Raw genomic sequence first — 22,368 nt, 5'->3', positions numbered from 1 at the left:
CCCTGCTGTTCGCCGGTGGTTTTAGCCCAACCACCACTTGCCGGCCAGCATGAAGACTTCGCCCGCGACCACGCCCGCGAAGATCGAGCGGCGGGTCAATAGGAAGACGACGAGGCCGGCGCCGACCGCACCGTAGCGCAAGGCATCCGGCACGCTCGCAAGCGCCCCGGGCGGCTCGACCACGATCTGGGCGATGACGCCGGCCAGGATCGCGGTGGCGACCGCCCGTACCCAGACCAGAAGCTCGGAGCCCTCGTCGATGCCGCCGCCGAACCACAGGCCCAGCATGCGCCATATCTGGTTGGGAACGACGCCGGCCACGAACAGCACCGCCAGCGCGTGCCAGTCGCCAATGAGCTGCGCAAAGCTCATGCGCGCACCTCCCGCCACCAATGCACGCCATAGGCGATGGTGCCCGCCACGAGGCCGCTGACGAGGATGTCGAGGCCGGAATTCATCTTCGCGGCCAATGGATAGAGCAGAACCCCCAGCGCGAGCGCGACGACGTCGGCGACCTCGCGGCTGTTGCGCGCGGTCGAGAACAGGAAGGACAGCGGCGTCAGCAAAAGGATCGCCGCCCCAAGCGTCTGGGTCAGATTGGCGGCAAGGAAATAGCCGACCGTGTTGGCGGTGAGACACACCGAGACAAGTCCGAAGCCAAGTCCGTTGACGAATGCGATCCGGCGTTCACGCGGCACCTGCGGCAGGAAGCGATGGCATTCGACCCACAGTGTCACCGCGGTGAGATGCGCCGCGAAAAACAGCTCGCGCCGCTTCGTCGTCGGCGTGCGCATCAGCGGCAGCACCGAGACCACCATCGGAAACAGGCGGACGGCGCTGACCGTGACTGCGATCGCCGACTGGATGATCGTCGCGCCTGAGCCGAGCGTGGTGATCAGGATGATTTGCGCCGGCCCCGCCCAGACGAACAGTGTCGAGCAGAGCGCCCATAGCAGGCTAAAATGGGTGTCGTGGGCGAGCGCGCCAATGCCGAGATAGGTCGCGAACAGGACGAGGGTGAGGATCGTCTGCGTGATCGAGCGCAGTCCCCACGCAAAGGCGCGCCAGGGACTTTGCCATTGAGGTGAATCGAGCGGAGGAAGCGCCACGGGAGTCTTGGCCGGGTGAGGAATCGTGCCTGCATAACGGGCAATGCGGCGCCTCGCGTCAAGGAAGCGCGCGGCGGGGCTGGCATGCACGCTGGGACAGATGCCCTATCCGCTCACACCGCGATTCTTCAGAACGAAGCATGCCCCGCCAGCCTTGCGGATGCGGCCGCAGAGTTCATCCGCCTCGCTCCGCGTATCGGCGCCGATGCGCACCTGGTAGAAGGCGCGCGTGCCACGGCTGCGCATCACTGAGCTCAGCAGGCTCGGATCACGTTCGCCGATCACGGCGCCCAGCCGCGTGACCGCGCGGGAATACATCGCCAACGCCCGGTTGCGGTCAAAGCCCGCGGCGAGCTGCACGCCCCAGATCTTTGCAGCCGCAAGCTCCACATGCTGCTCGAGCTCGGCGACAAAGGCATTCGGCGCGCGCTTCAACAGCGCCATCAGATCGCGGCAGCTTGTCGGCGGCGCGCTCGGCGGCCCCTTGCCGGTCGCGCCTGCCTTGGCCCAGGCATCGACGCTCGTGCCAGTGATGGCAAGAACGTAATTGCGGGTCTGCTCCGGCATGCCGCCGGTGCCGGCGAGCCATTCCTGCACCCGGCGCGGCCCGGCATTGTAGGCGGCGGCGGCCAGCCCGAGATTGCCAAACTGGTTGCGCAGCTCGTTCAGGAATTCCGCCGACTTCGGCAGCGCCTGCACCGGATTGAAGGGATTGAGCAGCCCGCGCTCGCTCGCGGTGCCCGGCATGAACTGCGCGATCCCCTGCGCGTGTTCGCCGCTGCGCGTCATGGGCCCCACTGCATCGGCCTGGAAGCGGCTCTCCTGCCAGATCACGCGGGCGAAGAACTCCAGCGGCAGATTGGCATCGCGCGCTGCCGCCTCGACGATCAGGCAGATCGATTCCCGCGTGTCGCTCTCGCGCGCTTCCGCGGGCTTCGCCGGCGGCGTCGCGAGCTCTTCGACGCTGGGGACAGCGACATCGGTCTTGGCGGGCGAACTGTCCCACGCCGCGGCCTGGGTCGCCGAGACGAGCAGCGCGGGGATAATGCACATCGCCGTCTGCACCCATCCTGTGCAGGCATGGCGGTGGCGCGCCTCGGCGCGGCATGCGACAATGTGATCTGCCATGTTGTGGCATCGTGCCATGGTTCGACGAGTTGCCAATATATGTTGCCTGACCTCCTTCTCCCAATGCGTTACCCCGCCAAACGGATCCGCACGATCCTTGTCCTCGCCGCGCTCATCCTGAGCGTCGCGCCAGCCGCCGCGCAGCTGGCGTCTCAGGACGCGTCTCAAGTCAATTGGCGGATGACCACGGAATACCCCGAGAATAACATCTCCGGGATTGGACTCTCGACTTTCGCCAGCCGCGTCTCCGACCGTACCCACGGTTTCGTGACCGTGACCAACGCCTTCGACAATCAGCTCAAGATCAACTCGGGCGAGATGCCGCGCGCGGCGCTGGACGGCCGGATCGCCGGCGGCGATGCCTTCGCGGGCGCGCTCTCGGGCCTCGATCCCGTGCTCGGATTGTCCACCCTGCCCTTCCTGGTGCAATCGGTGGATCTTGCCCGCGCCACCAATCTGCGGGCGCGCCCGCTCTATGAGAAGGCGCTCGCGGCGCGCGGCCTCAAGCTGCTGTATGTGACGATTTGGCCGGCCACGGGCCTCTGGTCGGAGCGGCCGCTCGAAGGCGCCGACGATTTGCCGAAACTGAACTTGCGAACCTACGATGCCAACTCCACCGAGGTCATGCGCGCGGCCGGCGCGAACGCGCAATTCCTGCCGATGGACGCGGCGCTCGCCGGACTGAGGGAACACCGGCTGAATGCCTTCCTCACCTCCGGCGACGGCGGCGCGGGGCGCAAATTGTGGGACTTCCTGCCGCATTTCACGGCCATCAACTACGCGATGCCAATCTCGATTGCCTTCGTCCGCAGCGACGCCTTTGCCGAACTCTCCGAGCCGATGCAGCGCGAGGTGCTGGCCGCGGCGGCCGAGACAGAACAGAGCCAGCTCGCGCTACTGACCCACCGCGCCATCGAGAACTATGCGCGCATGCGCGACAATGGCGTCCATATCGCCGAGCCGGCGCCTGCGTTCCTTGTCACGGAGCTTCGGAAGGCAGCAACGAACGCCATCGCCGCCTGGGAAACCCGGGCAGGCGCGGAGGCGACCGCCATCGTCGAATGGGCGAGACAGCAATGAGGGAGCGCTAGCGGCATCAGCAATGAACGCTCCACTGGTGTCGCTGCCTACTGCCTTAGTTTTTGACCGGAACCGGGATTTCGCCCCGGATGGCGCGGTCGAGGGCATCGATCAGCGCCTGGATCTCGATGAACTTGTTGCGCGCGCGCTCGGCCGTGTCGCGCACAAAAGGAGCGGCCAGCACTTTCGCGTGCGCGTCCCTGTCCTCGATCATGCGATCACGGGCCTTCTTCAGGGTTTCAAGTCGCTCGCTCATCCGGCCTCTCCTGGAAAATTGTCTCGATCTCTCGTCCGGGTTCGCCGATCAACGAGAACGCGGCGAACGAGCACCTCTCAACAGCCGCGACAGATGTTCTTCAGCTTCGCTGCGGTTCTGGCCTCTTCCGCCACGAACGGGTCCTTGTAGGCAGCACGCGATCCATCGTTCTCCGCAGCAGCGGGCTTTTTTTCCTTCGGAGGAAACGCAGCATCGTAGCAGGCGAGACGTCCGCTCGTGCTTTCGATCGCGCGGCAGTCCGGTCCTGCCGCGACAGCGCCTTGCGGCAGTGTCCCAAGTATCAATGTGCCAAGCATCGACGCGACAAGAAGCGCTCTCCGGCGGATCCGGTAAACCAGACGAAAACGAGTCATGCACGCTCCTGCTTAGTCGGCGGGAGCGCTGGTGACCCTCAGTCACCGGTTGATGCCAAGGAAGGGCGGTGATGGCACGACTCTACGCTTCCCTCCCGCGAATAGCGAGCTTTAAGGGATATGCGGTATTGGGAAGGCGAATTTCGGCGTGATGATGGTTACGCGTTTGCCTTGGTCCCCGGCCTCGTTTAGGTCTGGCAATAGGCGGCGGTATCAACACAGGCGCGGCAATATGGTGACAATCTATTTCGATCTCGACGGCACGCTGACCGACCCGAAGCCCGGGATCACGCGCTCGATCCAATACGCCCTGGAGCGACTGAACGTCGCGGTGCCGAGCGAGGACGAGCTGACCTGGTGCATCGGCCCGCCGCTGCATGCCAGCCTGCAAAAGCTCACGGGAAGCGCGGAACTCGCGGACCGGGCGCTGCTGCTCTATCGCGAGCGCTTCAGCGAGGTCGGCCTGTTCGAGAACGAGGCCTATGCCGGCATCATGGACACGCTGACAACGCTTGCCGCGACAACACCGCGCATGTTCGTGGCGACCAGCAAGCCCGCGGTCTACGCCACCCGTATCGTCGAGCATTTCGGCCTGAAACCGTATTTCGAGCGCGTGTTCGGCTCCGAGCTCGACGGCACGCGCGTCGACAAGCGTGACCTGCTGCGTTACGCGCTCGACGAAGCCAAGGTCGATCCTGCCAGCGCGATCATGATCGGCGACCGCAGCCATGACGTGGTCGGCGCCCGCACCAACGGCATGACCGCGATCGGCGTGCTCTATGGCTACGGCAGCGAGGCCGAGCTGCGGGACGCCGGCGCGCATCACATCTGCGCCGCGCATCCCGAGTTGCTCGGTCACTGCGTGATCTAATCGATCAAGCGCTGACGGTCTCCACCGCCGCCAGCATGCCGGTCCTGGCGTGACAGTTCAGGTACTCGAAGAACTGCTCGTCGGCAGCAGCCACGGTGACCTCGTGGTAGAGCCGCAGTTTTGCCGAGGGGCCGAGCGTCGACAGGTACTTCATCGCGGCGCCGAATATCCTGACGTGGGTCGGATGCGATTCCGCCCACCGCTCCAGCGCTGCCAGGCTTTTCCACCAGCTTTGACCATAGGACTTTTCACTCGCGTCCCCACCGGCTGCAAGCACGCGCATGTAACGGTTGGCGTAGCAGCCGATGCCGAGGCCGTCATCGCGCAGGAAATCCATGCCCTCGCGCAACACCGGTTCGACGTCGTCGAGATAGAGCTTTCGCTCCGAGGTCTCGGTATCGCTCCAATCCTGGCCTGATCGGATCAGGCACAGATTGTCGTGCGCCTGCACGCGCAGCCGCGCGCCGTCGCGGATCAATTCGGGATTGCCGCCCGGCGACATTGGATCGGTCCGCGACAGCGGGATGCGGTCGCGCATGCCGCCCCAATAGGCGTGCTCCTGCACCTCGCCGCTCATGCCGCCGGCAATAGCGGCGACGCCCTCCGGCCGGCCGAGCGAGGAAAATAGCGTCTCGTGCCGCTCCACAATGGGGCGCAGCACCTCGATGAAAGTGCCGATGCCCTCGCGCTGCGTTCCGGTCCAGGCCTCGCGCGCCGGTGCAAACCATTTGTCGAAACGCGCAATGTCGTCCCAATAGGCCACCGAGACGACGTTCTCGTAGCCGGCCTGATCAACATATTGCGCCCGGTCCCAATGCGAAGGACCGCCTTCCGCGGCAAACCGCGCCGCGATGTCGGCGAGCGCGTCCGTTGCAGCCGCCGGCGCCGTGGCGCGATACTGAAGGCCGAAATAGGCCATCACGACGCGGCTCACGGCAGGCTTATAGCGCGCCACGAAGGATGGGTATGGCGGCTGGTAATCGTCCGGCACGCGCTTGTGGCGCGTGCGTGGGGTCTCGAGATGCAGAGGAATTGCGGATTCCATGATCGTGCCTCTCCTTGATTTCGGCGATCAGCTCGCCGCCGCGGCAGTGTCCGTGGGCTCGACGGTGTCGACCGGCAGCGCAAACTGCTCGACGCGCTGGTATCGCTTCTTGTTGAGCAGGAGCCGCGTCACATCAGGGCGCGAATAGTGCCCGGCTGGATCAGCGGCGTTCTTGGCGACGCCGATGGCGCCAAGATCAATCTCGGCGATCAAGAGCCCCTCCTGGTCCGGCGCGAGCTTGTCGCCGATCTGGCTGCCGTCGGGGCCGTAGATCGCGGCGAAGCCACCGCCGGCATGCAGCAGCGCGTGCTTGTCCGGCCGATCACAGAGCTCGTCGATCATCGCTTGCGAGACCGTTGCGCAAGGCGCGAGCACGAAGCAGGAGCCCTCCACGGCATAGACGCGCGAGGCGGCGTTATTCACCTCGGCGCCGAGCGCCGGCGCGAAGGGATCGTAGAGCGAAAAGCTCGGCCAGGCCGCGACATGGACCTGCTCGTTCTGGGCATACATCGCGTATTTCGACAGCGGCTGCAGATGCTCCCAGCAGCACAATGCGCCGATGCGGCCGATGTCGGACCGCGCGTGCACGGCGAGATCGCTGCCGTCGCCCTCACCATAGACGGTGCGCTCGGCATGGGTCGGCCGCAGCTTGCGGCGCTTCGCGATGGTCTCGCCGTCAGGCCCGATCAGCCATTGCGCGAGGTAAAGACTGCCGCCGTCGCGCTCGGACAGGCCGAGCACGGCAGTGAGCTTGGCCTTGCGCACGGCATCGCGCAGCCGCTCGGCATGCGGACTGTCATACGACAGCGAATTGTCGAAATAGCGCTGCACGAAGCCGCGGCCGATCGCCCAGGCCGGCGAATCCATCCAGATGTGCCAGGGGTAGCCGGGGATGAAAGCTTCCGGAAAGGCGATCAGCTTGGCGCCCTTCTCGGCGGCGTCCCTGATCAGAGCGATCGACTTGTCGATCGAGGCGTCGAGATCGAGCCAGGCAGGCGCAGCCTGCACCACCGCGACCTTGTATTTCGGATGTTCGATGCCCATTCCCACCTCCCTTGCCGGTTGATCGGAAGCCAGGTCCGATGCAGTCTATTTGACCAAGCCGGGCGGCGGGCGCTCGACCACGGCGAAACAAAAACTCGACCGGACGGAATCGCCGGCCCGGTACGGGATTTGCCTCCGTCAGTGGGGACCTGCACCGACACGCGATTTTGCGGGATGTGAAAGGGAGGCTCTGCAGATGCCAATCCAGTTCACCACGGACGACAGCCCAGGCCACCGCCGCCTTGCGCTCTGGCAGGATATCGTCTGCGACGTCTTCGTCGGACTCGACTGCAAGTCCGATCTTGGCAGCGCCTTTCGCGGCTCGGTCACCCGGGCGCCACTGGGCAAGGCGGAATGCTCCGAGGTCTGCTCCGACCGTCAGCACGTGTTGCGCACGCCCTCGCGCATCGCGCGCTCGGATCAGGATTTCATCCTGATCGCGCTCGGCAATCGCGGCGCCGGCGCTGTGGTGCAGGACGGCCGCGAGGCCGTGGTGCATCCGGGAGAATTTGCGCTCTATGACACCACCCGTCCCTACGAGCTGAAATTCGACGGCATCTTCACGCAGACCATCTTCAAGGTGCCGCGCGAGATGCTGCAGCGCCGGCTCGGCGCGAGCGAAACCCTTACTGCCAGCGCTTTCGGACCAGACTCGCCGCTGCAGCGGATCGCCTACGATTTCATCTACCGGCTCTGCCAGAGTGCGGATCAGATCGATCCGCACCACGCCGCCGCTCTGTCGGAACAGGCCATCGATGTCCTGGCGATGGCACTTGGCGAGCGGCTGGGCAAGACGCCGCTGCCGTCCTCGACCCATCGCTCTGCCCTGCTCTACCGGTTGAAGGCGCATATCCGGGCTCATCTTGCCGATCCCGATCTCTCGCTCTCCGAGACCGCAGCGGCGCTCGGCATCTCGTCCCGCTACGTCAACGATCTCCTCGCCGACGAGGACACCTCGTTCCAGCGCTACGTCCTCGGTGAGCGCCTCGCCCAATGCAGGCGCGATCTCGCCTCCGCCGTGCTCGCTCACCGCCACATCAGCGAGATCGCCTTCGCCTGGGGCTTCAACGATCTCTCGCATTTCGGCCGTGTCTTCCGCGAGCATTTCGGGATGTCACCGCGCGACTTCAGGCAGAGCCAGTCGCGGCATTGAGGTCCGGGCAGCCATTGGCCCGAGCCTTCGCTTCAGACGAAGGCGGTGCTCGTGAATTCCAGATTGTCAGGTGCAGCTGCCGGGATCAGGCTCTGCACATGAGAAACAACGCCACAATAAGCGGATCGGAGGTCTTGCTCGGCGTGATCGCGATCCGGCTCGCGGTCCTGGTCGCGGTGGGCTGGGCCCTGACGCTCCTGCCGCAGCAGGCGCGCGAGAGCGAGGTCGCCTGCCTTCAATCGCCATTAGCGAGGAGCGCGGCTCGGCTTCCCGCGACGACGGTCGGTCCGCGCGTGATTGACGCAGCATTCGATGACATGCGTCTGCACGACTAGGCCTCTCCCAAGCAAGGCCGGTATGTGAGCGCGGCGTAGGACACGGCGCGTGCTTGCACTACCATCCGGCACAGAGGTCGCGGGGATCAATCAGCGGCCAGCCGAGGAGCAAATCGATGGAATACCGACGCTTGGGCCGCTCGGGCCTCATGGTGCCCGCCTTGAGTCTTGGGACCGGCACCTTCGGCGGCGTTGGCCGCCTCGCTGCGTGGGGCGCGACTGACGCGACCGAAGCGCGGCGCCTTCTGGATATCTGCCTCGATGCCGGCGTGTCGATGTTCGACACCGCGAACGTCTATTCGCTCGGCGAGTCCGAGCGCGTTCTTGGCGAGGCCATCAAGGGCCGCCGCGACAAGGTTTTGGTCTCGACCAAGGCGACGTTCCGCTTCGGCGACGGCCCCAACGAGATCGGGTCGTCGCGCCAGCATCTGCTCGCGGCCATCGATGCTTCGCTGAGCCGGCTCGGTACCGACTACATCGACCTGTTCCAGCTTCACGGCTTCGATGCCTTCACCCCGCCTGAAGAGGTGCTTAGCACTCTCGATGTGCTCGTGCGTGCCGGCAAGATCCGCTACGTCGGCGTGTCGAATTTTTCGGGCTGGCACCTGATGAAATCGCTTGGCGTTGCCGACAAACATGGCTTCCCGCGCTACGTCGCCAACCAGACCTATTATTCGCTGATCGGACGCGACTACGAATGGGAGCTGATGCCGCTCGGCCTCGACCAGGGCCTCGGCGCAGTGGTCTGGTCGCCGCTCGGATGGGGGCGCCTCACCGGAAAGATCCGCCGCGGCCAGCCAAAGCCTGACGTAAGCCGCTTGCCCAAGACGGCTGAGTTCGGCCCGCCCGTGCCGGACGAGCACGTCTATCGCGTCGTCGAGGCAATCGACGAGGTCGCCAAGGAAACCGGCAAGAGCGTCTCGCAGATCGCGCTGAACTGGCTGCTGCAGCGTCCGACCGTCTCGACGCTGATCATCGGCGCGCGCAACGAGACGCAGCTGCGCGAAAATCTCGGCGCGGTCGGCTGGTCATTGACCAAGGACCAGATCGCAAAGCTCGATGCGGCGAGCAAGGTGACGCTGCCCTATCCCTACTGGCACCAGCGCACGACTTTCACCGACCGCAATCCACCGGCGGTGTAGCGGCCGGGGCGCCGGGCGCAGTCCGGCTTGAGCTGCATCAAGCCGGTCCGCGCCGACAGTGGCATCGTGCGCACCCGCGAGGCAGCCCGATGCGCCGATTTGCCATGAAGGCCCTGTTCACGGCTCTCAATCTCAACCGCGCCGAGCGGAGCGGAATCGATTGGGACCGCACCATCCGGATTGTCTCGACCGCGGTGACGGTTGGGCTCGTCGCGCTCTATGTGTTCGGGAAGTCGACCTCGCGCTGGTGAGCCCGCGAACGCCGTTCCGACCCATGCCCGCGGTGCCGGGAGACCCGCTCCCGGCGCAGGAACCGCCCGTATCCTGCCGGGTTGCGATGCATCTCGCAATTTCCTAATCCGGAGACGAACCACGGCTCGAATCAAGCACGCCGCCCTCATGTCGCCAGCCCCCATGGAGCACGCCGACGGCCTGCCGCAGCCGCAGCGGGGCCAGGCGGTCCTGACCATTGCGCTCGGCATCATCATGGCAGTGGTCGACAGCGCCATCGCCAACGTCGCGCTGCCGACGATCGCGGCCGACCTCGACGCGAGCCCGGCGTTCTCGATCTGGATCGTCAACGGCTACCAGCTCGCGATCACGATCTCGCTGCTGCCGCTGGCTTCGCTCGGCGAGATCGTCGGTTATCGCCGCGTCTATCTGGTCGGGCTGGTGCTGTTCACGCTTGCCTCCGCATTCTGCGCGCTGGCGCACACGCTGCCGCTGCTCACGATTGCACGCATCGTGCAGGGCTTCGGCGCGGCCGGAATCATGAGCGTCAACGCAGCGCTGGTGCGTTTCACTTACCCCCGCAGCCAGCTCGGCCGCGGCATCGGGCTCAACGCTCTCGTCGTCGCCTTCTCGGCCGCGGTCGGCCCGACGCTCGCAGCCGGTATCCTGGCGTTCGGCAGCTGGCCCTGGCTGTTCGCCATCAACGTCCCGCTCGGCGTGGTGACATTGGTGCTGGGCCTGCGCAGCCTGCCGCACACCAGGCCTGCGAGCCATTCCTTCGACTGGCAGAGCGCGGGGCTGTCCGCGATCACCTTCGGCGTCGGCATCGCGGCCGTCGATAGCGTCGGTCATGGCGAAGCGGCGATCACCTGCCTCGTGCAGTTCGCCATCGCGCTCCTGGCCGGCGCGCTGCTGATCTACCGCGAGACCCACATGGCCTCGCCGCTGCTGCCGATTGACCTGTTGCGCATCCCGGTGTTCGCGCTGTCGATTGCAACCTCGATCGCCTCGTTCTGCGGGCAAATGCTGGCGTTCGTTGCGATCCCCTTCTACCTCCAGAGCCGCTTCGGCTATTCGGCGGTCCATATGGGCCTCTTGATCACGCCATGGCCGATCGCGGTGGCGTTCGCAGCCCCCCTCGCCGGCCGCCTGGTCGAGCATTATCCGGCCGGCCTGCTCGGCGGCATCGGCCTCACGCTGTTCGCCTGCGGCCTCGCTGCGCTCGCTTTGCTGCCGGCGGCGCCCACGCCGCTCGACGTGATCTGGCGAATGGCGCTGGCCGGCGCCGGCTTCGGCCTGTTCCAGACCCCCAACAACCGCACCATGATCGCAGCCGCCCCGCGCGAGCGTGCCGGCGGCGCCAGCGGCATGCTGGGCACGGCGCGGCTGCTTGGGCAGACCACCGGCGCTGCGCTGGTCGCGCTGTTCCTCGGCCGCTATCCGATCGAGGGAACCAGGATCGCGTTGCTGACAGGCGTCGGCTTTGCGCTCTGCGGCGCGGCGCTGAGCATGTTGCGGCTGTCGCCCGCGGGCGCGCGCGGCGCCGAGCATGTTCGGGTGCAGGACGACCAGCGCCTGCGCGGCGAATAGCGCTTGACCATTTGGGAAGGCCGATTTCGGCTGGGTCCGCCCCTCCTCACATCTTCACCATCTCGGTGCGATATTTCGGCAGCAGTGCTGCGATCAGCTTGCCTTTCTCGGCCATCTCTTCCGGAGTCGGCTTCGGCGGTGGCGACGTGCGGCCTTCGACGGGAAAGCCAACCGCCAGGAAGAATTCGTCCTGTCCCGCTGGCGTGCACATGCAGAGCATACGGGCCATCTTGCCGGACACGTTCTTGAACGCGTGCGGCGCATTGGCCGGAACGTTGACGGTCGACCCCGCACTTACGGTGTGGGACTTACCGCGAAAGGTGAATTCAAGTTCGCCTTCGAGCAGCGTGAACATTTCCTCGAAATCGTGGCGGTGCGGCGGGGGCCCGCCGCCGGCGGGCACCAGCATGTCGACCAGGCAATAGCGTCCTGCGGTCTGCGCGCCTGACACCAGGACCGTGTAGGTGCCGCCGGCCACGGAGATATGCGGCACGTCAGCGCCGTCGGGATCGGCCACCGTCAGGGCGCGTGCGGGATCGTCGGCGGGGATCGAGGAAGCTGACGACGGGTTTGCAGAAGGCGTGTCGGTCATATCGGATCTTCTTGCTTATATTTGGCTGCCAATAAGAAAGGCCGGCTTCTCAGCCGGCCTTTTCAATTCATCGCGTGCGGATCAAGCCTTGACCAGCGGGCTCTTGGTCGGCCCCTTCGAGCCGCCGGGGCCTCCGGGCTTGGACTTGCCCGGCGGGCGCTTGCGGGCTCCCGGGAGCTTCTCCTGCTTCGGCGTGACCGGACCCTCGACGAACTCGAAGCCGATCTTGTCCTTGGTCTCGTCGGCCTCGTCCTTGACCAGAACGACGCGGACATGGCCGCCACCCTTGAGTTTGCCGAACAGCACCTCGTCGGCCAACGGCTTCTTGATGTGCTCCTGGATCACGCGAGCCATCGGACGTGCGCCCATCTGCTCGTCGTAACCATGCTTCACCAGCCAGGTCTTGGCGGGGTCGGACAGTTCGATGGTGACGTCGCGATCGCCGAGTTGCGCTTCGAGCTGAAGCACGAACTTCTCGACCACGGTACCGATCACCTCGACACTGAGATGGCCGAACGACACGACGGCATCGAGACGGTTGCGGAATTCCGGCGCGAACTGCCGGTTGATCGCCTCGTGGTCGTCGCCTTCCCGCTTCGAGCGCGTGAAGCCGAACGCCTGCTTGGCGAGATCGGACGCGCCCGCATTCGTGGTCATGATCAGGATCACGTTGCGGAAGTTGACCTGCTTGCCGTTGTGGTCGGTGAGCCGGCCGTGATCCATGATCTGGAGCAGCACGTTGTAGAGATCGGGATGCGCCTTCTCGATCTCGTCCAGCAGCACCACGCAATGCGGATGCTGGTCGACGCCGTCAGTGAGCAAGCCGCCCTGATCGAAGCCGACATAGCCGGGAGGCGCGCCGATCAGGCGCGACACCGTGTGCCGCTCCATGTATTCGGACATGTCGAAGCGCAACAGCTCGACGCCGAGCGACGCCGCGAGCTGTTTCGCGACCTCGGTCTTGCCGACGCCGGTCGGACCAGAGAACAGATAGCAGCCGATCGGCTTCTCCGGCTCGCGCAGGCCGGCACGCGCCAGCTTGATCGAAGCGGCGAGCGACTCGATCGCCTTGTCCTGACCAAACACGGTGCGCTTCAGGGTCTGCTCGAGATGCTTGAGCACCTCGGCATCGTCCTTCGACACGCTCTTCGGCGGGATCCGCGCCATCGAGGCGATCGTCGTCTCGATCTCCTTGATGCCGATGGTCTTCTTGCGCTTGTTCTCGGCGACCAGCATCTGCGCCGCGCCGGATTCGTCGATCACGTCGATCGCCTTATCCGGCAGCTTGCGGTCGTGGATGTAGCGCGAAGAGAGCTGCACCGCAGCCTCGATCGCCTCGTTGGTGTATTTCAGCCGGTGGTAGTCTTCGAAGTACGGCTTGAGGCCCTTGAGGATCGCGATCGCGTCCTCGACCGTCGGCTCGTTGACGTCGATCTTCTGGAAGCGCCGCACCAGCGCGCGGTCCTTCTCGAAGTGCTGGCGGTATTCCTTGTAGGTGGTCGAGCCCATGCAGCGGATGGTGCCGGAAGCGAGCGCGGGCTTGAGCAGATTCGAGGCATCCATCGCCCCGCCCGACGTCGCGCCCGCACCGATCACGGTGTGGATCTCGTCGATGAACAGGATGGCATTGGGATGCGCCTCGAGCTCCTTCAGCACCTGCTTCAGGCGTTCCTCGAAGTCGCCGCGATAGCGCGTACCGGCGAGCAGCGTGCCCATGTCGAGCGAGAACACGGTCGCAGCCGCCAGCACCTCCGGCACCTCGCTGTCGACGATGCGCTTAGCCAGGCCCTCCGCGATCGCGGTCTTGCCGACGCCGGCCTCGCCCACGAACAGCGGATTGTTCTTCTGCCGGCGGCACAGCACCTGGATCGCGCGGTTGATCTCGGAATTGCGTCCGATCACCGGATCGATCTTGCCATCCCGCGCCTTCTTGTTGAGGTTGACGCAATAGGTCTCGAGCGCCTCGCCCTTCTTCTTGGCGTCCTCGCTGCCCTTGGTCTCCGTCTCCTCGTCGACGCCGCGCACCGGCCGCGCCTCGGAGACGCCCGGCCGCTTGGCGATGCCGTGGCTGATGTAGTTGACGGCGTCGTAGCGCGTCATGTCCTGCTCCTGCAGGAAATACGCGGCATGACTCTCGCGCTCGGCAAAGATCGCGATCAGCACGTTGGCGCCGGTCACCTCTTCGCGACCGGACGACTGCACGTGGATCACCGCGCGCTGGATCACGCGCTGGAAGCCTGCGGTCGGCTTGGCGTCGTCGGCGCCGTCCGTCACCAGGTTCTCGAATTCGGTCTCGAGATAATTGACGAGGCTCGTACGGAGCTTGTCGAGGTCGACGCTACAGGCGCGCATGACGGCGGCTGCATCGGAGTCGTCGATCAGGGAGAGCAAAAGATGCTCGAGCGTCGCGTATTGGTGATGACGCTCGTTTGCGATCGCCAGTGCACGATGCAGGGATTGTTCAAGGCTTTGGGAAAAAGTCGGCATTCGCGTCCTCTATGGCCCCCACCATCATGATCGCCATCGCCCGGTCAGGCAACAACAACCTTTGTCACATATAGTTATACAAGATCGCGGCGAAAGACCGGTTCCGCGACTCAGGCGGCTGCACAACTGAGGTATTTTTCGATGCAAAACCCGTTCCGGTTTGGGCACGATCGGCACCGGTCCGAAATTCCGTAGTTTTGCCGTCTGCAACGAACATCGCGCGCAGACATCACGCGGCAATCACACTACGGCATGCACAAGCCGGCTTCGAACGCGCCGTAACGTGTCGTGTCTTACTTCTTTTCCATCACGCATTGCAGCGGATGCTGGTGCTTGCGAGCGAAATCCATCACCTGCGTCACCTTGGTCTCGGCGATCTCGTAGGTGAACACGCCGCACTCCCCGATCCCGTGATGATGAACGTGCAGCATGATCTTGGTTGCAGCCTCGGCGTCCTTCTGGAAGAATTTCTCCAGCACATGAACGACGAATTCCATCGGCGTGTAGTCGTCGTTCAGGATCAGCACACGGTACAGGTTCGGCCGTTTGGTCTTCGGCTTGACCTTGGTGATGACGGACGTGTTTGGCGCGGAGGGACCGCCGGAACGGTTCTCGTCGTTGCTCATCAGGGCAGCGTGGGCGGCGGCGGCCGCGGACGGATCTGGTCTGGAAGACAGTTGCGGCATGGCTCAGGCGTTCAAATTCCCCACGGAAGCGTATAACGGTTTGCCGCGCAGCCCCGGCTTTTGGAGCTTCGCACAGGCGCACCGCCTTGTTGGATCGCCGCTTCCAGCCGGTCCGGTCCAAGCCGGATCGGCCTCACCGAATATGGGCCTGCCCCCGGCTCGCCGCAAGCGTGCGACAGCTCGGCCGATGCGGCCATGGCCGTCCCGATTCCCGGTCCGGGCGATCCTTGCCAAGGTTAATCAATCCGGACTGATTTGACAAAAGCTTCCGCCCCGCCCGTTTAGAAGATGTTGACCAGGAACCCGGCCGGCAACGTGGCTGCGGCGGTTTCGCGCGGGCTATCTCCGGTTTTCTACGGACCGATTTACCCTGCGTTCAACGGCGTGGCGCGAAAACGGGCAAAGTCACAGATTTCCGGGAATCGTCATGTCTCGCCTGCCATTCGTCAGCCGTATTGGTCGACACCTCGCCCGGTTTGCAGCGGCCGAACAAGGCAATATCGGCGTGATCTTCGCCATCGCGCTGCTCCCGGTTTTAGGCTTCGTCGGAGCTGCAATCGATTACAGCCGCGCGGCCCAGGCTCGTTCCGCAATGCAGGCGGCCCTCGATTCGACCTCGCTGATGGTCTCCAAGGATCTGTCGTCCGGCACCATCACGACTTCGCAGATCAGCATCAAGGCGCAGGCTTATTTCAACGCCCTGTTCACCGCCACCAACGCCCTGCCGTCGGTCAGCATCGCGGCCACTTACACCGCAAGCACCAGCATGGGCTCCACCATCCAGGTCACCGGCACCGGCACCTACACGACCACCTTCATGAAGGTCGCAGGCTTCCCGACACTCGACGTCGGCGCCAATTCCACCAGCGCCTGGGGCCTGGTGCGCATGCGCGTGGCCTTGGTGCTCGACAACACGGGGTCGATGGCCGACGACGGCAAGATGGCGGCGATGCAGACCGCCGCGAAGAGCCTGGTCGACCAGCTCAGCCCGCTCGCCAAGACCGATGGCGACGTCTACATCTCGATTGTTCCGTTTGCCAAGGACGTCAACGTCGGCGCCAGCAACTACAGCAAGTACTGGGTCGATTTCAGCGATTGGGACGCGGCCCGCGGCACCAGGTTCGCCAACCACAACACATGGACGGGATGCGTGGTCGACCGCGACCAGGACTACGACACGAAGAACACGACGCCCACGAGCGGCAACGCGGGAACGCAGTTCCCGGCCGAACAGTACTCCTACTGCGACCCCGGCAGTTCGTCCTATCTGCAGCCAATCATGCCGCTGAGCTACGACTGGAGCTTACTCAAGAGTCGGATCGACGCCATGAAGCCCACCGGCAACACCAACCAGGGCATTGGCCTCGCCTGGGGCTGGATGACGCTGTCGGCTGGCGATCCCATGAACGCGCCGGCCAAGGACCCCAACTACACCTACAAGGACGCGATCGTGCTGCTCTCCGACGGTCTCAATACGCAGAACCGCTGGTACAGCAACGCCTGGCAAATCGACGCGCGGCAGAAGAAGCTGTGCGACAACGCCAAGGCGGCGAACATCACGATCTATACAGTGCAGGTGAACACCGGCAGCGATCCGACGTCCAGCGTGCTGCAATATTGCGCCAGCGGCACCGACAAGTTCTACCTGGTGACGAAGGCAGATCAGACCGTCTCGGTGTTCAAGGACATCGGCACGTCGTTGTCCAAGCTGCGCGTCGCGCGCTGAGATCGACACGCCACGACAAACAAAAAAGCCCGGCTGCTTCAGCCGGGCTTTTGATTCCAGGACGTCAGGAAACGTTAGCTGGCGGCCGGAGTGAACTTCGACACGATGGTCTCGACCGGCTTGAAGGCCTGCTTGGCGAGGTCGCTGTAAAGGCCGGCGATCTTCTGCGATTCCGCGACGAAGGACTCGTAGGCGGAACGGGCGAATTCGGTCTGCGCTTCGACAGCCTTGTCCAGCGACTTCACGCCGGAAAGCTTCTCGACGAAGGACTTGGTGTCTTCGAACGACTTCTTGGTGTAGTCGCCATAGGCGCTGGCGATCGCCTGAAGGCCGTGCTGCATCGAGGTCGCGGAGGCGACGTACTGCTCGAAGTGCTCTTTCCCGTAGCCTTGAAAGTCTTCAACCTTGAACATTCGGAATCCTTTTCCCTAGCTCTCGTCGGGAAGCCCCGGCTCCCTGACCCTGCTCACAATTAGTGCAACGCACAAAAAAGTCAAGATTTTTGTGCGACGCACAAAAACAAGGACAAGTTCGCGTCAATTCCCGGGTTTTCCCGCAAGGGTTCCTTAAGGTTTTGGAAACCGCAGCGCCCTACTTTGATTCCCTGGACGTGTTCAGCTTCCACAAGCGGCCAAAAGCCGTTGGAGAACATCACCTTAGCCAGAATAGCGGCTCAGGCCCAACGTCCCCCGCAGCGAACACCTGCGGAAGGACAGCCTGAGCAGGTAATGATCCCGGGTCCCATGGGCACAATTTCGCCTCACGAGCCGGTGATCAAGTCAGAAACGGGGACGGGGTTTCATGCTTCGTAAAAACTTGTCTTCCTCGCGCTTGGCGCGGGTTGGCGTTTTTGGGCTTCTTGCGGTCACCAGTGCGGTCATCTTCACCACAGATGCTGCCGAGGCGCGGCGCCACCGTCGTCACTACGCGCACCACCGCGTGCAGCGCGATGTGTCCGAGAGTTCCAGCCCGAAATTCGCGTCGATCATCGTCGACGGCAATTCCGGGTCCGTGCTTCAGGCAACGAGTCCCGACGGGATCCGCCACCCGGCCTCGCTGACCAAGATCATGACGCTCTATCTGCTGTTCGAGCGCCTCGAGTCCGGGAAGTTGAAGCTCGACACCGAGATGCCGGTGTCGCAGCACGCCGCCGATCAGGATCCGACCAAGTTGAACCTGCGTGCCGGCCAGACCATTCGCGTCGAGGACGCAATCAAGGGTCTCGTCACCCGCTCCGCCAACGACGCAGCCGTTGTGATCGCTGAAGCGATTGGCGGCGACGAGGACGACTTCGCCCAGATGATGACGCGCAAGGCGCGTTCGCTCGGTATGTCCAGGACGGTTTACCGCAACGCCAACGGTCTTCCCAACGACGAGCAGGTCACGACCGCGCGCGACCAGGCCACGCTCGGCCGCGCCATCCAGGAGCGCTTCCCGCGCTATTATCGCTATTTCGCGACCTCGACGTTCAACTGGCGCGGACAGTCGATCCGGAACCACAATCATCTGCTCGGGAATGTCGAGGGCGTGGACGGCATCAAGACCGGCTACACCCGCGCCTCCGGCTTCAATCTCGTGACCTCGATGCGCCGCGGCAACCGCCACCTGATCGGCGTGGTGCTGGGCGGCCGGAGCGGCGGCTCGCGCGACGCCATCATGCGCAACCTGCTCGCGGAGAACCTCGACAAGGCCGCGACCACCCACACCGTCGCCGCGGTCACCGAGCGCAACGGCTCCGACGCCGCTGCCGAAGTCGCTGATGCGTCGGATACCCCGGCACGCTCCGCTCCGCAGGTTCAGGCTGCCCCTGCTCCCGAAGCAGCCCCGTCGCGTCTCGCCGCGCGCCTGTCGACGCTTGCGGCTGCGACTGCCGCGGTGCCGCCGGCTCAGCCCAGATCTGAAGCCAACAAGCCTGAAGTTCGGTCGACTGAATCCAAGATCGAGCCTGCGCCGCTCACCAATGGCGTGATCTCGAGCCAGCCCCTCTCGATCATCCCCGGCTCGTCCGAGCCGATGAAGCCGGTCCGGGTCAAGACCGTGCAGGTCAAGGCCGGCACCGTGAAGGTCGCCTCCGCCGCCCCGGCTCAGATCGCACCGCAGGTCACGAGCACGATCGCGTCCCGCTCCGACGTCGCCGAAACCTCCGGCGCCGTCGTGGCCCGGGCAGACCTCATCAACAAGCCCGAGGTCGCCAGCCAACTGGAGGCGCCGAAGGCCGAGATCGCCCGTACCGAGCTGCCGCGTCAGCCGGCGGGCTTCGGCACCGGCAATGGCATCCTCGGCGTATTGCCGGCCGCCACCGCCGCCGCACCCGCCCCGGCTGCTACGAAGCTTGCGTCAGCCGACCCGGCGCTGCAGCCGGTCCAGATGAGCGCCACCACGAAGCCGATCGTCACCCACAGCGGCTGGATCGTCCAGGTCGGCGCGCTCGAGAGCGAGAACGAAGCCCAGCAGCGCATCGACGCGGCGCGCAGCTCGGCTCGCGGCCTGCTCAGCAAGGCCGATCCGTTCACCGAGCCGGTCGTCGCGAAAGACAATCGCAAGCTCTACCGCGCCCGCTTCGCCGGGCTCGACCGCGACCAGGCGGAAGCCGTCTGCCGCACCCTGAAGCGTGCCGATATCTCCTGCATGACCGTCCGCAACTGATCTTTTCGCACCGTTCCAATCAAAATGCCCGCGCCTTGCGCGGGCATTTTCATTTTCGGGACGCGGTGACGGACGAGGCTGTTCCACGACAACCTCTCGTCAAGGATTTACGGTTAAAACTTTACGCAAGGGATCGACCACGCCGACAATGGCGGGCATCGGGGCGACGGCAAACAGAGCAAGCGGGGCTCACACGGGACGAGCGTTTGTAGCGTGGTGCCGGAGTTAGCCGTTATGCGTGCGAAGCAGAGTATCCTTGGCCTCGTTTACCCGGGCAGCGAGATACGTCGAGCCCCCCTGGTCGGGATGCAGTTTCTTCATCAGGGACTTGTGAGCCCGGCTGATGTCGTCACGGCCCGCCCCCGGCTGCAGGCCAAGGATCTGATAGGCCTCCTCCGTCGTCATTTTGCCGGTCGCCACCGTGCGGCGCTGCCCCCCTGCCGCGTCGCCCTGCGCGTTCTGACGCCAAGCGGGAAACCGGCGGTCCAGATAGCTTTCAAGTAGGGCCACGCTCTCGGCGTCGAACGCCGGGACCATTGCCAGCAGGGCCGCGAGATCGAACTCATCGAGATCGCGCCCGGCGTGAGGCCCGGCGACGATCCGGCCTCCGAGCTGGCCGGAATCGTGATCGAGCCGCATATCCAGGAATTGCGAGCGCACGCGCGACGCCTGACCGGCCGGGCGCGTCGCGCCGGCGCCGAACAGCCCGCCGATATTGCCGAAGCCGGCGTTTGCCATCGGTGTCCAGCCCAGGAGCCCGGCGCCGAATATCCCGAGCGGGATCGCCACCACCAGTTCGCCCTTCAATCCCGTGAACGCTGCGACAGCCAGCGCGACCACGCCGCCACCGAACCTGATCGCGCGCGCAAGCACGGCCGGATTGGCCGAACGGAACATCTGGAGCAGCAGATAAAGGGTGATAACAGCGATAGCACCGGCAATCAGGGTCATGGCCGGAATATAGTCGGCCTATCGCCAAAAAGCATCGAGTCCTTGTCCCCCCGCAGACCGCTGCAGCGTTACTTCATCTGGCCGATCAGCCTGGCCGCCCCACTGGCGGTCTTCGCCAATTGCAACAGCGCCTCGCGTCCGCCGGCCGCGTAGGCGGCGGCTGCGCGCAACAGCTCGCGCAACTGTGCCGCCGCGCCCGGATCGAACCGGCACCAGGCGCCGCCGGTCAGGCGCGCGATCTCGCGAAAGGCCTGCTCGGCCACCGCGTCATGGCCTTCCTGAAATACGAACACAGGCACCTTGAGCATGCCGAGCTCGCCGGCCTTGGCGCAGAGCTCGTCGACGTTCTCCTCCATGGCGTCGCCGACGAAGACGACGGCGCGCACGCCGGATGCGACCGCCTCGCGCCGCGCCTCGCTCAGCACCTTGCCGATCTGGGTGTCGCCGCCACGGCAATCGATCTTGCTCATCAGCGCCGCCAGCCTGGCGCTGTCGGAGATCCATCCCGTGGCGCGACACTCGTTGAAGCCGCGATAGTAGACGAGCCGGATGTCGAGACTGCCGAGCGCGGCGGTCTCACGGAACATGTCAGCCTGAAGCGCACAGGCCATGTCCCAGGTCGGCTGCCGGCTCATCGTCGCATCCAGCGCGAAGATCAGCCGCCCTTTCGCACCGGGCGCATGCGGTGACAGCGCGCGTGCGTTGGCGACGAAGGCGGCGATGTCCTCCGAGGTCGAGGTCCCCGCCTGCGGCACAGCGCTGCCTGGTTGCGTCGAGACGGCATCGCGGCCGCGCGGTTTGATGGGTTCGCCGGACATTCCTTGACCTTGGCGTGAACGGCTAATGTGGTCAGCGCATGCCGCCCGGTCAATGTGCAAAGCCCCCGCAGGCGGAAGCCGGCGGAGGCTTTGAAAATCGGTATCGACGACGAGGAAGGCGTCAGCTCTTGGCAGGCGCCATCAAAGCGACCGGCCCGGGCTCGAGAATCTTGGGCGGGGACGATTGCGTATCGACCGGCGCCACTTCACTGTCGGTCGCGCTCAGGAACTTGTCGAGCATGCCCTGGATCGAATTCTTGGCCGCGTCCGGACCGGTGTCGCGCATATCGTTGTGCTGGAATTCGGTCTTCACGACCTGGATACCGGCCTTCTCGCATTCCTCGTCGGTCGGGATCACGCCCGCATCGGCCTTGAACTGCGGATCGGTGGAGCGGAACGACAGGATCTTGAACTTGCCGGCAGTGACGAAGGGCACGCGAAGATTGTCGAGCGTGACGACCTTCTTGACCTCATCCGGATACTGCTTGGCGAAATACATCGTGATGTCGCCGCCCATGGAGTGGCCGACCATCGTCACCTTTTCGTAGTCGGCGTTGGGCTGAACCTTCTTCATCTCCTGCATGGCGAGATGGATGTTGGCGACGCCGCGCAGGATCTGCGGCAGCCGGCCGACATAGATCTCACCGGGCTTGGTCACCATCGGAGGATCGGTCGGCAAATCATGCTGCGGGCTGACGACGAGATAGCCGCGCGCGGCGAAAATATTGGCGAGGAAGCCGTACTCGGTGTTCTTGACGGTGTTGCCGTGGTTGATCACGGCGACCGGCATCGTAATCATGCCGGCATTGGCCTGCATTTCCTTGTCACGACGGATCGCGATATCGACGGGCACCGCACGGTTGTCGCGCGAGGCATCGTAGAAGGTGATGGTCTCGTGCCTGATTGCCCACTTGCTCGCCGTGAAATAGGCGACGCCGCAGAGGGCACTGACCGAAACCAGAACGGCAATTCCACGCTTCATTTTCGTCCTCAGCCTCAGGCTCTTGCGGCCTGAATCCCTGTTGAAAATCGTGTTCTTCCGGAGCTCTTCGGCCCCTGGTCGCCTATTCCCTAATATATGTCACAGCCGCGTGACAGGAAGGC

22 protein-coding genes are annotated in these 22,368 nt (G+C 64.7%); 9 read left to right on the top strand and 13 right to left on the bottom strand.

Features of this window, described 5'->3' with window-relative positions; all coding sequences use genetic code 11:
* Nucleotides 1–21: 21 nt before the first annotated feature.
* The 3 genes from IVB40_RS15625 to IVB40_RS15615 all read right to left on the bottom strand — a co-directional run bounded on the left by IVB40_RS15625 (nucleotide 22) and on the right by IVB40_RS15615 (nucleotide 2,162).
* Nucleotides 22–372: an AzlD domain-containing protein gene (locus tag IVB40_RS15625; protein WP_007603256.1), complete on the bottom strand. Its 351-nt coding sequence runs from the start codon at nucleotides 370–372 to the stop codon at nucleotides 22–24.
* Nucleotides 369–1,109, bottom strand: a complete 741-nt coding sequence (locus IVB40_RS15620; protein WP_247819249.1) for an AzlC family ABC transporter permease — start codon at nucleotides 1,107–1,109, stop codon at nucleotides 369–371. Before IVB40_RS15620 ends, IVB40_RS15625 begins: the two co-directional genes overlap by 4 nt.
* Nucleotides 1,110–1,214: 105 nt before the next feature.
* A complete protein-coding gene (locus IVB40_RS15615; RefSeq protein ID WP_247819545.1) occupies nucleotides 1,215–2,162 on the bottom strand; it encodes a transglycosylase SLT domain-containing protein in 948 nt (315 codons plus the stop codon).
* Between the two features lie 114 nt (nucleotides 2,163–2,276).
* On the opposite strand from IVB40_RS15615, the gene IVB40_RS15610 reads away from it, so the two are divergent.
* Nucleotides 2,277–3,317, top strand: coding sequence for a TRAP transporter substrate-binding protein (locus tag IVB40_RS15610; protein ID WP_346283292.1), 1,041 nt, complete (start codon nucleotides 2,277–2,279; stop codon nucleotides 3,315–3,317).
* Between the two features lie 55 nt (nucleotides 3,318–3,372).
* On the opposite strand, the gene IVB40_RS15605 is transcribed toward IVB40_RS15610, so the two are convergent.
* Complete coding sequence (locus tag IVB40_RS15605) at nucleotides 3,373–3,573, bottom strand: hypothetical protein (RefSeq protein ID WP_106944186.1); 201 nt, start codon at nucleotides 3,571–3,573, stop codon at nucleotides 3,373–3,375.
* A 606-nt stretch (nucleotides 3,574–4,179) separates the two neighbouring features.
* Between IVB40_RS15605 and IVB40_RS15600 the strand changes: the two genes are divergently transcribed.
* Complete coding sequence (locus tag IVB40_RS15600) at nucleotides 4,180–4,818, top strand: HAD family hydrolase (protein WP_027567348.1); 639 nt, start codon at nucleotides 4,180–4,182, stop codon at nucleotides 4,816–4,818.
* 4 nt (nucleotides 4,819–4,822) lie between these two features.
* On the opposite strand, the gene IVB40_RS15595 is transcribed toward IVB40_RS15600, so the two are convergent.
* A complete protein-coding gene (locus tag IVB40_RS15595; RefSeq protein WP_247819247.1) occupies nucleotides 4,823–5,863 on the bottom strand; it encodes a phenylacetaldoxime dehydratase family protein in 1,041 nt (346 codons plus the stop codon).
* A gap of 27 nt (nucleotides 5,864–5,890) precedes the next feature.
* Complete coding sequence (locus IVB40_RS15590) at nucleotides 5,891–6,907, bottom strand: carbon-nitrogen hydrolase family protein (RefSeq protein WP_247819246.1); 1,017 nt, start codon at nucleotides 6,905–6,907, stop codon at nucleotides 5,891–5,893.
* A 196-nt stretch (nucleotides 6,908–7,103) separates the two neighbouring features.
* On the opposite strand from IVB40_RS15590, the gene IVB40_RS15585 reads away from it, so the two are divergent.
* The 5 genes from IVB40_RS15585 to IVB40_RS15565 all read left to right on the top strand — a co-directional run bounded on the left by IVB40_RS15585 (nucleotide 7,104) and on the right by IVB40_RS15565 (nucleotide 11,358).
* Nucleotides 7,104–8,060: a helix-turn-helix domain-containing protein gene (locus IVB40_RS15585; RefSeq protein WP_247819245.1), complete on the top strand. Its 957-nt coding sequence runs from the start codon at nucleotides 7,104–7,106 to the stop codon at nucleotides 8,058–8,060.
* 98 nt (nucleotides 8,061–8,158) lie between these two features.
* Nucleotides 8,159–8,395 carry a hypothetical protein gene (locus tag IVB40_RS15580; RefSeq protein ID WP_247819244.1) on the top strand — a complete coding sequence of 79 codons (237 nt, stop codon included), beginning with the start codon at nucleotides 8,159–8,161 and terminating at the stop codon, nucleotides 8,393–8,395.
* 116 nt (nucleotides 8,396–8,511) lie between these two features.
* Nucleotides 8,512–9,537, top strand: a complete 1,026-nt coding sequence (locus IVB40_RS15575; RefSeq protein ID WP_247819243.1) for an aldo/keto reductase — start codon at nucleotides 8,512–8,514, stop codon at nucleotides 9,535–9,537.
* Between the two features lie 89 nt (nucleotides 9,538–9,626).
* Nucleotides 9,627–9,788: a hypothetical protein gene (locus tag IVB40_RS15570; protein WP_197031132.1), complete on the top strand. Its 162-nt coding sequence runs from the start codon at nucleotides 9,627–9,629 to the stop codon at nucleotides 9,786–9,788.
* Between the two features lie 148 nt (nucleotides 9,789–9,936).
* The gene (locus tag IVB40_RS15565) at nucleotides 9,937–11,358 is read left to right on the top strand and encodes an MFS transporter (protein WP_247819242.1); all 1,422 of its coding nucleotides are present in this window, start codon (nucleotides 9,937–9,939) and stop codon (nucleotides 11,356–11,358) included.
* Between the two features lie 46 nt (nucleotides 11,359–11,404).
* Here IVB40_RS15565 and IVB40_RS15560 read toward each other — a convergent pair whose 3' ends face one another.
* The 3 genes from IVB40_RS15560 to clpS form a co-directional block, all read right to left on the bottom strand.
* Entirely contained in the window at nucleotides 11,405–11,950 is a 546-nt protein-coding gene (locus IVB40_RS15560; RefSeq protein ID WP_247397052.1) for a cupin domain-containing protein, read from the bottom strand.
* An 81-nt stretch (nucleotides 11,951–12,031) separates the two neighbouring features.
* Nucleotides 12,032–14,437 (bottom strand): ATP-dependent Clp protease ATP-binding subunit ClpA, encoded by a 2,406-nt coding sequence (gene clpA, locus IVB40_RS15555; protein WP_018455181.1) that lies wholly within the window; start codon nucleotides 14,435–14,437, stop codon nucleotides 12,032–12,034.
* Between the two features lie 293 nt (nucleotides 14,438–14,730).
* Nucleotides 14,731–15,063 carry an ATP-dependent Clp protease adapter ClpS gene (clpS, locus tag IVB40_RS15550; RefSeq protein ID WP_018455182.1) on the bottom strand — a complete coding sequence of 111 codons (333 nt, stop codon included), beginning with the start codon at nucleotides 15,061–15,063 and terminating at the stop codon, nucleotides 14,731–14,733.
* A 487-nt stretch (nucleotides 15,064–15,550) separates the two neighbouring features.
* Here clpS and IVB40_RS15545 point away from each other — a divergent pair, with 487 nt between their 5' ends.
* The gene (locus IVB40_RS15545) at nucleotides 15,551–16,849 is read left to right on the top strand and encodes a pilus assembly protein (RefSeq protein WP_247819241.1); all 1,299 of its coding nucleotides are present in this window, start codon (nucleotides 15,551–15,553) and stop codon (nucleotides 16,847–16,849) included.
* 74 nt (nucleotides 16,850–16,923) lie between these two features.
* Here the strand turns inward: IVB40_RS15545 and IVB40_RS15540 are convergent, their stop codons facing one another.
* Nucleotides 16,924–17,262 carry a phasin family protein gene (locus IVB40_RS15540; RefSeq protein ID WP_007603238.1) on the bottom strand — a complete coding sequence of 113 codons (339 nt, stop codon included), beginning with the start codon at nucleotides 17,260–17,262 and terminating at the stop codon, nucleotides 16,924–16,926.
* Between the two features lie 388 nt (nucleotides 17,263–17,650).
* Between IVB40_RS15540 and IVB40_RS15535 the strand changes: the two genes are divergently transcribed.
* On the top strand, nucleotides 17,651–19,495 hold the full coding sequence (locus IVB40_RS15535; RefSeq protein ID WP_247819240.1) for a D-alanyl-D-alanine carboxypeptidase: 1,845 nt from the start codon (nucleotides 17,651–17,653) through the stop codon (nucleotides 19,493–19,495).
* 225 nt (nucleotides 19,496–19,720) lie between these two features.
* On the opposite strand, the gene IVB40_RS15530 is transcribed toward IVB40_RS15535, so the two are convergent.
* From IVB40_RS15530 to IVB40_RS15520, 3 genes are all read right to left on the bottom strand, one after another.
* A complete protein-coding gene (locus IVB40_RS15530) occupies nucleotides 19,721–20,446 on the bottom strand; it encodes a DnaJ domain-containing protein (RefSeq protein ID WP_027567356.1) in 726 nt (241 codons plus the stop codon).
* A gap of 68 nt (nucleotides 20,447–20,514) precedes the next feature.
* On the bottom strand, nucleotides 20,515–21,264 hold the full coding sequence (locus tag IVB40_RS15525; protein WP_247819239.1) for a VWA domain-containing protein: 750 nt from the start codon (nucleotides 21,262–21,264) through the stop codon (nucleotides 20,515–20,517).
* 121 nt (nucleotides 21,265–21,385) lie between these two features.
* On the bottom strand, nucleotides 21,386–22,246 hold the full coding sequence (locus IVB40_RS15520) for an alpha/beta fold hydrolase (protein WP_007603233.1): 861 nt from the start codon (nucleotides 22,244–22,246) through the stop codon (nucleotides 21,386–21,388).
* Between the last annotated feature and the right edge of the window lie 122 nt (nucleotides 22,247–22,368).

It is taken from the genome of Bradyrhizobium sp. 40, from assembly GCF_023100925.1.
Lineage (GTDB): Bacteria > Pseudomonadota > Alphaproteobacteria > Rhizobiales > Xanthobacteraceae > Bradyrhizobium.
Note: the sequence above shows the minus strand (reverse complement) of the source record. Positions and strands in the feature narration are given on the sequence as shown.